This window comes from Enterococcus sp. DIV1937 (assembly GCF_050535975.1).
Taxonomy (GTDB): Bacteria; Bacillota; Bacilli; order Lactobacillales; family Enterococcaceae; genus Enterococcus; species Enterococcus faecalis.
In genome coordinates this window covers 719,284-732,010 of the sequence record NZ_CP172909.1, presented here as the reverse complement: position 1 = coordinate 732,010, position 12,727 = coordinate 719,284, and the positions used below count along the sequence as shown (strand labels likewise).

Annotated in this window: 11 protein-coding genes and 1 pseudogene; 5 read left to right on the top strand and 7 right to left on the bottom strand. The window is 35.3% G+C overall.

The window, feature by feature from the left end:
- Nucleotides 1-46: 46 nt before the first annotated feature.
- Nucleotides 47-727, bottom strand: coding sequence for a uracil-DNA glycosylase (locus IGL13_RS03545; protein ID WP_002378112.1), 681 nt, complete (start codon nucleotides 725-727; stop codon nucleotides 47-49).
- A gap of 133 nt (nucleotides 728-860) precedes the next feature.
- Between IGL13_RS03545 and IGL13_RS03540 the strand changes: the two genes are divergently transcribed.
- Nucleotides 861-1,730 carry a Cof-type HAD-IIB family hydrolase gene (locus IGL13_RS03540; protein ID WP_002383369.1) on the top strand — a complete coding sequence of 290 codons (870 nt, stop codon included), beginning with the start codon at nucleotides 861-863 and terminating at the stop codon, nucleotides 1,728-1,730.
- Between the two features lie 51 nt (nucleotides 1,731-1,781).
- A complete protein-coding gene (locus IGL13_RS03535; RefSeq protein WP_002355833.1) occupies nucleotides 1,782-2,306 on the top strand; it encodes an LURP-one-related/scramblase family protein in 525 nt (174 codons plus the stop codon).
- A gap of 404 nt (nucleotides 2,307-2,710) precedes the next feature.
- On the opposite strand, the gene IGL13_RS03530 is transcribed toward IGL13_RS03535, so the two are convergent.
- The 3 genes from IGL13_RS03530 to IGL13_RS03520 are packed head-to-tail and all read right to left on the bottom strand — an operon-like array spanning nucleotide 2,711 to nucleotide 5,494.
- Nucleotides 2,711-3,574 carry a GNAT family N-acetyltransferase gene (locus IGL13_RS03530; RefSeq protein WP_002378110.1) on the bottom strand — a complete coding sequence of 288 codons (864 nt, stop codon included), beginning with the start codon at nucleotides 3,572-3,574 and terminating at the stop codon, nucleotides 2,711-2,713.
- 34 nt (nucleotides 3,575-3,608) lie between these two features.
- The gene (locus IGL13_RS03525; protein ID WP_224561155.1) at nucleotides 3,609-4,781 is read right to left on the bottom strand and encodes an MFS transporter; all 1,173 of its coding nucleotides are present in this window, start codon (nucleotides 4,779-4,781) and stop codon (nucleotides 3,609-3,611) included.
- Complete coding sequence (locus IGL13_RS03520; protein ID WP_229017900.1) at nucleotides 4,778-5,494, bottom strand: M3 family metallopeptidase; 717 nt, start codon at nucleotides 5,492-5,494, stop codon at nucleotides 4,778-4,780. The genes IGL13_RS03525 and IGL13_RS03520 overlap by 4 nt, the downstream gene beginning before the upstream one ends.
- 528 nt (nucleotides 5,495-6,022) lie before the next feature.
- On the opposite strand from IGL13_RS03520, the pseudogene IGL13_RS03515 reads away from it, so the two are divergent.
- Nucleotides 6,023-6,142 (top strand): annotated as a pseudogene (locus IGL13_RS03515) (transposase); the annotation flags it as partial.
- A gap of 68 nt (nucleotides 6,143-6,210) precedes the next feature.
- On the opposite strand, the gene IGL13_RS03510 reads toward IGL13_RS03515, so the two are convergent.
- The 3 genes from IGL13_RS03510 to IGL13_RS03500 form a co-directional block, all read right to left on the bottom strand.
- Nucleotides 6,211-6,774, bottom strand: a complete 564-nt coding sequence (locus tag IGL13_RS03510) for a GNAT family N-acetyltransferase (RefSeq protein WP_002355832.1) — start codon at nucleotides 6,772-6,774, stop codon at nucleotides 6,211-6,213.
- 96 nt (nucleotides 6,775-6,870) lie between these two features.
- Complete coding sequence (locus IGL13_RS03505) at nucleotides 6,871-8,091, bottom strand: 3D domain-containing protein (RefSeq protein ID WP_002393466.1); 1,221 nt, start codon at nucleotides 8,089-8,091, stop codon at nucleotides 6,871-6,873.
- A 248-nt stretch (nucleotides 8,092-8,339) separates the two neighbouring features.
- On the bottom strand, nucleotides 8,340-9,107 hold the full coding sequence (locus IGL13_RS03500; protein WP_002387023.1) for a putative ABC transporter permease: 768 nt from the start codon (nucleotides 9,105-9,107) through the stop codon (nucleotides 8,340-8,342).
- Nucleotides 9,108-9,232: 125 nt separating this feature from the next.
- Between IGL13_RS03500 and IGL13_RS03495 the strand changes: the two genes are divergently transcribed.
- Entirely contained in the window at nucleotides 9,233-10,960 is a 1,728-nt protein-coding gene (locus IGL13_RS03495; protein ID WP_002363303.1) for an ABC transporter ATP-binding protein, read from the top strand.
- The gene (locus IGL13_RS03490; RefSeq protein ID WP_002378106.1) at nucleotides 10,950-12,716 is read left to right on the top strand and encodes an ABC transporter ATP-binding protein; all 1,767 of its coding nucleotides are present in this window, start codon (nucleotides 10,950-10,952) and stop codon (nucleotides 12,714-12,716) included. Before IGL13_RS03495 ends, IGL13_RS03490 begins: the two co-directional genes overlap by 11 nt.
- Nucleotides 12,717-12,727: the final 11 nt, after the last annotated feature.

Sequence of the window (12,727 nt, the reverse complement as noted above, 5' to 3'; positions counted from 1 at the left end):
TTTCACAAACTAACTCTTCTACACTATAACAGCTTGCGCTGTTACATTACACTGTTTCAGGAAGTTGCCAATCAATCGGCGTTTCCCCTAAACGTTCTAGAGCGGCATTCGCTTGAGAAAACGGACGTGAGCCAAAAAAACCACGATGCGCTGACAATGGACTTGGATGTGGCGATTTGATAATCACATGCCGAGTCGTATCAATCATTTTAATTTTTTCTTGAGCTGGACGTCCCCATAAAATGAAAACAACGGGTTTTTCACGCTCATTCAACTTTTCGATAATGACATCTGTCAGTTGCTCCCACCCTTTACCTCGATGGGAATAGGCTTGACCTGCCCGAACGGTCAACACAGTATTTAATAACAACACGCCTTGTTTGGCCCAGCTTTCTAAAAAGCCATGGTTGACGGGTTGGTACCCTAAATCAGCTTGTAATTCTTTGTAAATATTCACAAGAGATGGCGGCACTTTCACACCTGGCTGGACAGAGAAACTTAATCCGTGTGCTTGATTGGGTCCATGATATGGGTCTTGTCCCAAAATTACTACTTTTACTTCTTCAAAAGGGGTTAGTTCTAACGCTGAAAATAAATGATACATATCTGGATAAATCGTTTGTGTCTGATATTCTTTTTTCAAAAATTCCCGCAATTCTTGATAATATGGTTTTTCAAATTCAGCAGATAAAACGGTTTGCCAACTATTGTGAATAATTTCTTTCATAATGCTCACTCCTTCGCTCTCTAAGCATAACGAATTTCTCCAAACCTGACAAGAAATTTCTGGGTACTTTCTCTTGGAAAAACGTGGTAAACTATAGGTAAGCTTTAAATAGATAATGAGGTGTAGAGAATCGATGATTAAATTAATTGCTTCAGATATGGATGGAACACTTTTAGATGCAAAAATGAGCATCACAAATGATAACGCTTCAGCAATTCGCGAAGCGGAACGTTTAGGAATCGAATTTATGGTTGCTACTGGCCGCGCATATACCGAAGCGAAACCCGCGTTAGAAGAAGCTGGAATTGACTGTGCCATGATTACTTTAAACGGCGCCCAAGTGTTCGACAAAGATGGACACTCACTTTTCACGGCTGGGATCGAAAAAGAAACAGTAACAGAAGTACTAACTATTTTGAGTCAACACAATGTTTACTATGAAATCTCTACAAATAAAGGTATTTTTTCTGAACATCAAGAAAAAAGAATTGAAAACTTTGCCGCTCATATTGCAGAATCCATGCCCCATTTAACTTATAAAGTGGCGATCGCCATGGCTTCAGCACACCTATCTTTATTGCATATTACCTATGTTGATCGTTTAGACGACATTTTAAAAGATGATTCGATTGAAGTCCTTAAAATTATTGGCTTCAGTATGGATGGGCCGAAAGTATTAGGTCCTGCTGGGATGGAAGTAGAAGAACTAGATGATTTGGTTGTTACCTCTTCTGCGCTTAATAATATTGAAATTAACCACCGCCTAGCACAAAAAGGGATTGCGGTTGCGCGCGTCGCTAAAGAACGTGGGATTCCCGCTGAACAAGTCATGACTATTGGTGATAATTTAAATGACGTCAGCATGATTCAATGGGCTGGGGTAAGTTTTGCAATGGGCAATGCCGAACTGGAATTAAAAGAATACGCTAAATATGAAACAGCCACTAATTTAGAAAATGGTGTTGGCGAAGCCATCCTGCGTGCAATAAGAGAAGATTTGTAATAAGCACTACCAGTTACAGCACTCATTTATATATAGAAAGGAGATCGTGTCGTGTCTGAATTTTTTATTCAAGAACAACAGTTAGGAAAAGTTACGCGAACCATCGTGAAAGACCAAGCAGGCCGTTCACTTTTTCTATTGGTGGGGCGCTGGGGCACACGAGGAGATGCGCTTTCTTTATATGCAATGAACGGAGAAATTTTAGCCAGTATTAAACAAGTTTCTTGGACTTTTGGTACACGATTTGAGTTATATCAGCGTTTTGAAAAAGTGGGTACTCTACGAAAACTGTTCAATTTGAATGCTGATTTCTATTATGTTCAAGGCCTTCACTGGGCAGTTGTTGGGGATATCAAAGCGCACCAATATTCAATTTATCAAGTCCATAAAAAAATCATGTCAATGGATAAAACCATGCTTTGTACAGGCGACTATTTTGTTTTAACTGTTGCCAATGATGAGGACGCACCGTTGTGCATCTGTATAGCAGCTGTCCTTGACTACTGGTTATATAATAAGAAAAAACAAAAAACTTCCGATGATTTTGGATTAGATTTTGATCCTTTAACGGATTAATGAAAAAAGAGTGGCGCAAACAATCATATGGGCGGTTAGCCTTTATGGTTGTTTGCACCACTCTTTTCAAAATAATCGATTGTAACTCGATTCCCAAGGAAAACTTCGTCCCTTATTGTTTTAAGCAGAAGTGTTTAACTCCCAGAAATAAGAAGGAATTGCTTCTGTTCCCGTCATTTATCAATTTTTCCCAGGCTCAATAACTCCAAATAATTAACATTTTAAGAATTATGAATCTTTACACGCTTTTTTAAGACCTGGTTGTGTATAAAAAGTTTTTAATACATTTGAAAATTCTTTAATATCAATAGCTTAAGCAATACCCCAATAGACAACTTGTACCTCAAGACATACCAAAAAATACATGTGAATTAGATTGAGTCTATCATAATAATAAAGCTATTCTAACTCTCATTTTCGTTCAAATATACAACCTGTGTTTGAAAAACAAAACCTAATTTCTCATACATTATTTTAGCAGTTATGTTGCTATCTTCGACAGCTATTTGAAAACGTTTATTATTCTCTTTTATCATTTGATTAATGATTTCTTTAACAAGATAAGAACCGATTCCTTGTCTTTGATACTTCTTAAGAACTGCTAGCCCATACAGATAGTTATTTTCTGAACTATAGTCTACTATACAAATAGAGACTATTGTATTGCCTATTAATAGTGCATAAAGCGAGCTATTATCACTCGCAATAGCTTCATCAACATATTTTTTGCTCACCTCTAAAGATGTCGAAAATATTTCTGACACGAACTCTACAATCTGCAAACTACACTCTTTAGTAGCTTCTTTAACTAAGTATTTTTCTTGAATCAATTGAGTAAAAGGATATCTATCTCGAATAAACCAAGTCTCAGTTTCATCTTTAATATTGAGATTCCGTTTACTGATAAAATCCGGATTATTTTCTAAAAAAATAGCTTCCGTTTGAAACCTTGTTGTATTAAGTTTGTATTTTTCAGTTTCTTTTAAAAATCGTTGATATATATCAGTCGCATATCCTCGTCTTCTATATTCTGGGTGTATAAATATGCTGACCTCCACATCTTTTGTATCTGCGTATACATATAGTAATCCAATAATCTTTTCTTCTTCATATCCGAGAAAAAACGAAGGCATCCTTTTATCAAAGTTTAGTGTATTTAATAGGTATGGCTCTTTGTGTGTACCATCAAACATTTGACACTCTTTAATAAGCTGCTTTACTAAATGTATCTGAACCTCATTCAATGAAGATAGTTGGGTAATTTTCATTTTTTCTCCTTTATATCTAAAAAATATCCAATACTTAATTAGATATTTTTTTATTTATTGTTTTTAAAAATAGAATATAAAATATACTAGTAAACATTACCAAAACAATTCCTACAGAAGCAAAAACAACAGATATATTATATTTAGCAAATAATGCTGAAATAATAGAGGTTTCTACAAACATTATACCTGCAGTTAAAGTATTTATCCCCGAAATCAAAGTTGTCCTAATTTTATCACTAGATAATTCTTGAACCACTGTGTTTAAAGAAGTATCTATAAACTCAAAGCTAAAATTTATTAACAGAAAAGATATGATCACTAACAATGTTTCTGATGATGAAAAAAGAAAGAAAGCGGCCGCTAAAACGATCAAAAACACTCCTGTCGAGACATTTTGTCCTATTTTAATTGATATTTTCTCAATCGAAAGTGAGGAAACTGCAGAACAAACAAGCGCTAAAGAAATCAAAATTGATGTATTAAAAGTATTAATATTTTTATCTAATAATACTAGTTGACTAAAATTTAAAAGCACTGATATAGTACTTTGAAAAATCGAGATAGTTATTAATAAATATTTCATGTGCTTCTGACTTGTAATACTTTTTAAGCTAATAAGCAACCTTATGAATGATACTTTCTCTCTTTTTTTTAAATCAAATTTTCTATAACCTAACTTTATACCCATTAAAATAACGATTGATATTAATTGAGTAATGATTCCAATTAAAAATATACTTGTCCACGAAATTGTGCTCAAATATCCTCCAATAAAAGAACTTACTGTAAGTCCAACAATAGAAATAGCCATATATTTACCTATTTTCTTTTGATAGCTCTGTTCGGGTTTGTATTGATAAATCAGAGTTTGATCACTACCAGATATTAATGCTAGACCTATGCCATAGAACATAAAACCTAATGTAATAAAAGCTATATTTATATTCAACATCATAAAAAATAAATATAGGCAAATTAGAAAGTGCCCTACATACATAATTTTTTTTGCACCAAATTTATCCGTCAACAGCCCCGAGGGTAATTCTGATAAGAACATGGTTAAGGTCAATAATGTTTGTAAAAAACCTATTTCTACTATTGAATAATGATTATATTTTAAATAATTTATCCAAACAGAACGTTCAAAAAATAATGTTGCCCAAAATCCGTATATGTAAATATTATTTTTACACTTCATATTCACTGACAATAATTCCTCCAATTACGCTTTATATCTTGTATGAAATTTTCTAAATCCACATTTAAAAAATTTGAAATAATCTTTTCATCACTATGTTGTGAGCCAATTTCAGAAACAGCCGTGAGCTGATTAAATGATCCTGGTTTTTTTTTTATATATTTAGCTAAAAAATATGTCACAACATAATTACTTTCGTAAAACGGATTAAATACATGAGCTTGTTTTACCCAATTCACATTATTTTTTTTATTTGAATAAAAACCGTCACATGCTTCATAAATTGATTTTGAAACTCTCTCATAAATTTTAGACAACGTTATAGAATCAATTGATTCTGAATGATGAATAGAAAAACTTTTTCTTTCAAATTCTGTATTTATAATTGTTTTAATGACATTATCTTTAAATCTAATTAATTCTCTTTCTCGAACAACACTCCTTATTGATACATTATCTGAATAATTCTGTAACAAATACTCCTTTACCTCATTTTCCATAATTTGAGAGTATAGTTCAGTTAAGAATATACTATGTTGCACATTCAGAAAATTTACATTGCGAGATTGATAGTTTAAAATAGCTCCCATGCTTTCATGAGCCAATGCAAATAACCCATTCAAATCATCTGTCCAATTCAAAAGAATATAAGGATGTACTTCATATACATTAATAGAAAAGCCTCCAGGTCTTTTCCCAGGCTTTGAATCCCAATCAATCCAACTTTCAGTGATAATTTTTTTAAATATAGATGACCAACTATTATTAAAACTGTCGAAAATCGCTCCAACTATTCATGTTTTATATTTCTAAAACAAAAATATAATACAAATCATTTATAAAAATATACATAAATAATATATCGAATTTTCAGATAATTGTCAATACTTATTTTTTTATAAAAACACATAAAGAATTTCATCTTAAAACTAGCATAAGCAAAAAATTATTCTTCATAAAAAAGAAAGTAGCTATGATAATATATTACTATCAGAACTATTTTTTATTTGTTTTTAAAATAAATAAAAAATAGTTACAGAGTAACACCCCTACTCTATACTAGACAACATCAAGAAACCTTTTTCTTTTCTTGTATCTGTGCAGTGTAAAGAAACAATTAAACGTTTATTCATAAAAGGAAAAGTTTATTATATGAAATAAAAAATTAGTGATTTAATTTCAAATGACTACGAGTAAGTTGCTTTTAGCTCACTCGCAGTTGTAACGTATTCAAAAACATACTAAGCTTGGAGTGTCTAAATAATCATATCAAAGTGTTAAAGCGGAATGCCTATGGTTTTCGTAACTTTTATAATTTCAAATTGTGTATTCTCGTCCAACAAAGACAAGCCCTACATACCAAATAAAAAAATCCAGAGGATTATCTCCTTTGGACTCGACATGATTCTACAATTTCTCTTTACCTTCGTTATTTTTACACTTCTTTTTGCATATGATTGTATAAGTGACCACTAATAGTCATTGTTGTGACATCTTTAAAGCCTTTGCTTGCGTATAACTTTCTCGCCCCTGGATTGTCAAAATCAACATTTAGACCCAAGGCTTGCTTCCCGCTAGCTTTGGCTACTTCAGGTAAAGCATCTAATAACTTAGAACCAATTCCCATTCCACGGAAACGTTCATCCACAGAGATCGTGTCTAAATACCATTCATTAGGCAAAGTTTCTTCTTCAATAAATAGCCGAACATCTTCTGCTAAGCCATGTTTTTTAAAGACTTCTCTTAAAGGTTCATCAATAATCTTTTCATCTTCCGCAGGATAGCCGACAGCAATCCCTGCAACTTCACCTGCATGTTCATAAACTAAAATTCGTTGATAGCCATAGCGATAGGTTGGATACGCCGTTGCCTCTGCTAACAGGTCAATCATTTGTTCTTCTGAGACTTCTTCTAAAATTGGTAACTCCATATCTTTTAAAATAACTAAGACCAGCCGAGCAATCGCTTGACCGTCTTCTTTTGTTGCCGAGCGAATCATTGTAATTCTCCTTTACATTTAACTAAAAAAGAACTGGCTACTATCATTACTGACTTAGCCAATTCCTTTTATCTTGTCTTTAGTATAACAAATTTATTATTGAATTTCTACTGTAACCTGACGTCGTCCCCAAGCAGTACATTGCTCTACTGAATCAAAATGAACATCAACAATATTTCCTTGAATAGCGCCACCTGTATCTCCAGCAATAGCAAAGCCATAACCAGAGACTTTCACTAATGACCCCAGAGGAATTACGCTTGGATCAACTGCAACTACATTGCTTTGTTTACTTAAGTCAATACCAGTAGCACTTAGATTACTTGCACCTGGCTCACGCCAAGAATAAGCGGTTGATTCCATCTGAAGCACACGACCAGAGCCAGTTCCTGGTGTTGATGATTCGCCTGTCGATGATTCTGTCGTTGATGACGATTCGGATGAACTAGCTGAACTTGAAGATTCAGTGCTACTGCTTTCCGTACTTGTAGAAGAGCTTGATGCTTGACTGCTTGACTCTTCAGCAGCTTCGGCTTCTAGTTTAGCCGCCGCATCTGCTTGCGCTTGTTTGTCGGCAGCTGCTTGTTTCTTCGCTGCTTCTGCTTTGGCAGTTTCTGCCGCACGTTTTTTCTGTGCCTCAGCTGCTGCTTTTTCGCTGACTAAGCGTTGTTGCTCTTTCTGTTTGTCTGTCGAAATTTGAGCCAATAATTCTTCATTATCCGCCATTTTTTCTTTTAACTCAGAGACTTTATTATTCATTGAAGAAGCTTCAACTTGTAATTTCTCTTCATTTTGTTTTAAAGTTGTTTGCGTATTTTCAACTTTTTCTTGTAATGCAGCTAACTTTTCTTTTTCGCTAGTTAAGCTTTCAATCTTTTCCCGTTCAAAGTTTTGTAAAACGGTCATGGCGTAGGCCCGATTAAAGAAATCTGATAAATTTTCTGCATCTAATAAGGCTTGCCAAGTACGTTGGTCGCCATTTAATTGAATATCCTTCATACGATCGCCAACAGCTTCTTTACGACGAGAAATATTTTTTTCTGTTTTTTCTATTTCCTCTTTCGAAGTTTTCAACGTATCTTCCGCTTTTGAAATTTGCGTTTTTAAACGTTCGATTTCCGCATATTTAGCATTTACATCGTCTAAGGCTGAATTGATTTCTTTACTAATTAACTCCCCAGATTGTTTCGCTTGCGCTTCTTTTTCTTGCAACGAATCAAGTGATTCTGCTGCCGCAGCGACTGGAAGTCCAAAATTGATAAGCATCATTGTTGTTAAAAATGGTATCAACTTTTTAACCTTCACTAAATCCAACACCTTTCCTAACTTATCTAAAACACCTACTCATTATACTAGTCAGGAGGGCTTGTTTTATTTCAATCATGTTACAATTTATTACAATTTAAATGCAACTCTTTTTTTATCCTGCGTTTATTCATTAGTCCATTTCTATCTCAATTCTTTAAGAATTTCTTAAGACGGCTTAAAAACTAGCTTTTGACGATTTTTCTTTTTTTCATCCCATTAGACCATTGATTGAAATATTTTGTAATATTTTTTGTTAATTATTGGCCCTTTTTCTTCAAATCTTCTAAGAGATGCCGAACTTCTTTGGAATTTTTAATGTTTTTTAAAGTTAGTTTTGGGTAATTGTTAATAAAACGACGTTGTTGGAAATTTAACCGATTTTGGAAATGCTCTTTTTTGGTTCGTTCTTTTAACTTCTGCCAATCAGCTGTAGCGATTTCCATTTTTGTGTTCAACCGTTGCTTAAATTCTTGTTGGTTCGTTTCCAACGTTTGGCCCATCTCGGTAATAAGTTTTTTGAAACCTTGCATGTTCAGCAACGTATAAATTAAGTCAAGCCCCATTACAATCACTATGCAAAGTGCTAAGTAGTTGCCAAAGGTTGCTTGTAAAAAGCTGACAACTTTGGCGATTTCTGGTTGAATAACTTTGACAATCAAGACACACCCCAATCCCCAAAAAAGAGAAACCGGTAAAGCCACGCGACCGTTTAAATTAAAAGGTACATCATGATAATCCCACCAAGAGGCATGGAACAATTTTTCCAAGCCATAACTAGTGACATATTCTAAAATCGTCACTAAAACAGCCGATCCGACATATAATACCAAGAGATTGTTCTCAAAGGGTTCCACAAAATAGAGAACGCTTAAGACCCCAAATCCATAAATAGGACAATAAGGCCCTACCAAAAATCCTCGATAAACAAATTTTTTGGCTTTTAATGAACAATACACCGTTTCCCATAACCAGCCGATAAAGGAATAAATAAAAAATAACAAAATAACCTGACTCATTTTTTCCACGTTTCTGTCACACTCCACTTCTTTGCGCTTTTCTTCTATTTTAACAGAAGTTGAGAAAATGTAGCGAACAACTTTCTTTCATTGAAAGATTAGGCTACAATGAGAGCAGCAAAGGGAGGAATCTTATGTTTGGTTTATTGAAATACGCAAAAAATTATCGAAAACAAATTATCCTCGGTCCAGTCTTCAAATTTTTAGAAGCTTGTTTCGAGTTAGTCTTGCCCTTATTCATGGCTCACTTAGTCGATGTCGGTATTCGTCAAAACGACCGACAGACTGTCATAGAAATGGCCCTCTGGATGCTTGTTATGTCGTTAGTTGGTTTATTTTTTGTCATGATTTGTCAATATTATGCTTCAGTCGCTTCGCAAGGTTTTGGGACGGAGCTAAGAAATCAATTAATGAAGAAAATTAATCAGCTTTCACACAAAGAATTGAATAGTTTTGGTACAGATACCCTCATCACCCGGATCACAAACGATATCAACCAGCTTCAATTGGCTTTAGCGATGTTTATTCGGTTGGTCATTCGGACACCTTTTTTAAGTATCGGTTCTGTGGTCATGGCTTTTTACATTGACGTGCAGATGGGCTTTCTTTTCCTATTACTTTTACCAATTTTTAGCCTTATTCTCTTTATTATCATTAAAGTGACTGTGCCTTTATATCAAAAAGTCCAAGAATATTTGGATCGGTTAAACCGTCAAATTAGTCAAAATTTAAGCGGTGTCCGTGTGATCCGTGCGTTTGCTAGAAAGGAAACAGAGCAACGACATGTTGATAAAGCTTCAGATGATTTAGGCGATATTTACATTCGTGTATCGAATGTCTCTGCTTTATTAACGCCTTTAACCACTTTGATTATGAATGTTGGAATTTTATTTTTACTTTATTTTAGTGGCTTAAAAGTTTCTTTCGGTTCCCTGCAACAAGGGGAAGTTTTAGCATTGATCAATTATATGAATCAAATGATGCTCGCTTTAATTGTTGCTTCTAATCTCGTGGTAATTTTTACGCGAGCTGCCGCTTCCGCAAACCGTGTCAATGAGGTTTTAACTGTAGAAAGCCAGTTAACAGATACACCAGAATCAGCAAAAACATCTCCACAATTTGGTGATATTACCTTTGACCATGTAGATTTTCGCTATGAACCAGAGGCCGGTTTGGCTTTGGAAAATATCAATTTTACGATTCCTAAAGGCTCAATTCTCGGCATCACAGGACCTACCGGCAGCGGGAAAAGTACCTTAACCCAACTCATTCCCAGATTTTATGATGTGAGTGCAGGAAACCTTTTTATTAATGGTATAAATGTGCGCGATTGGCCGCTCTTTACTTTACGCCAACAAGTGGCAAGTGTCCCACAAACTGCCGTCTTATTTACAGGGACTATTCGAGAAAACTTACAATGGGGAAAACCAAATGCAACTGATGAAGACTGTTGGGAAGCATTAGCTATCGCCCAATGTAAAGAATTTGTTGAACAATTAGACCAAGGGTTAGACACGCCTGTTAACGAAGGCGGAAAAAACTTTTCTGGTGGACAAAGACAACGGTTGACCATTGCCCGTGCCTTGATTAGGAAACCACATTTACTTATTTTAGATGATTCCTTGAGTGCACTTGACTATCAAACAGATTTGAATCTGCGTCGTGCTTTACAAAAAGAACGAGCAGAGACAACCGTTATTTTAATTTCACAACGCGTGAGTTCGATTGCTACGGCGAATCAAATTTTAGTCCTAGATAGTGGAAAAGTCGCTGGCCTTGGCACCCACGAAGAATTACTTACTTCTTCTAAAGAGTATCAAGAAATCGTTGCGTCACAGGAGGAGGATACCCATGCAAACTAAAAAAATTCATTTTGGCGCCTTCTCACGTTTTAAGCCGTATTTACTACACTATCCAAAAGAAATTATCGGCGCCTTAATCCTAGGAATTCTCAGTGGTTTTTCGACTGTCCTCATGACTTATTATATAGGTAAATCCGTTGATACAATGGTTGGTAAAGGACAAGTCAATGCTGCGCAACTCATCAAAATTTTAGGTTTATTAGCAGGAATTTTACTCGTAACCGTTCTAAGTCAATGGCTGATTCAACGTCTCGGTAATCGCGTGTCTTATTTATCGACCACACAGCTGAGAAAAGATGCCTTTGCCCATTTAAATCAATTACCGTTAAGTTATTATGACCAAACGTCACACGGAAATATCGTCAGTCGCTTTACCAACGATATTGACAATATTTCAATGGCTTGCTCGGCTGTCTTCAACCAATTATTTTCTGGCATGGCCACCGTCGTTGTTGCTTTGCTCTTTATGATTCGGCTAAGTCCCCTGCTCACATTAGTGGTTCTTATCAGTACGCCGATTATTTTTATTGTAAACTGGCTTGTTGCAAAAGCTTCACAAAAAAACTTTGCTGCACAACAAACGATTGTTGGTGAAATTTCCGGTTTCGTTTCAGAAATGGTTGGCAACCAAAAAATTGTTAAAGCCTTTCAACAAGAACAAGCTACGCAAGAAACATTTGAAGCATTGAATCAAACGTTGTATGAAAAAGGACAGAAGGCTCAGTTTTCTTCTTCCTTAACCAACCCACTTTCTCGATTTATCGACCATTTATCTTACTTATCGATTGGATTAGTCGGTGGCTTGTTAGTTTTAAGTGGCAATCCTTTAGTCACAGTTGGTGTTATTTCCAGTTTCACCATTTACTCTAGTCAGTTTTCTAAACCTTTTATTGAACTCTCAGGAATCACCAACCAAATCCAAGCAGCCTTAGCTGGATTGGAACGTACCTTTGATATGATGGATCAACCAGTTGAACGTCCTGATGCCCCGAACGCAATTGTTTTGAAAGAAGCGCGAGGCCGTGTTGAATTTAAAGACGTTGATTTTTCTTACACGCCGACGCGACCTTTAATCGAAAACTTTAATTTAATTGCTGAACCAGGAGAAACAATTGCCATTGTTGGGCGAACTGGTGCGGGTAAATCAACATTAGTGAATTTGTTAATGCGCTTTTACGAGGTCGACCATGGTCAAATTACGGTTGATACTCACGACATTACTCAAATTACTCGGGACAGCTTACGAAAAAGTTTTGGTATGGTTCTCCAAGATACTTGGCTATTCGATAGCTCCATTCGGGAAAATTTAACGTACGGAAATCCTGAAGCCTCTGACGAAGAAATTATAGAAGCCATGAAAAAAGCCCATATTTTTGATTTCGTCATGCGTTTACCTCAAGGACTAGATACCGAGATTGGTTCCCAAGGCGTTAAAATTTCTGAAGGACAACGACAATTAATGACCATTGCACGCACGATGATTAGTAATCCGCCGATGCTTATTTTAGATGAAGCGACCAGTTCAGTTGATACATTGACCGAGCAAAAAATTCAGGATGCTTTTTTACAAATGATGACTGGCCGGACCAGTTTTGTTATTGCCCATCGCTTAGCAACAGTCAAAAGTGCTGAAAAAATTCTAGTTATGGACAATGGTCAAGTAGTTGAAATTGGCACCCATGACGAATTATTGCAAAAAGAACAGGGTTATTATCGTGACCTTTACGAAGCACAGTTTAATCAAAAAGCACAATAAAAAAGAGTCAC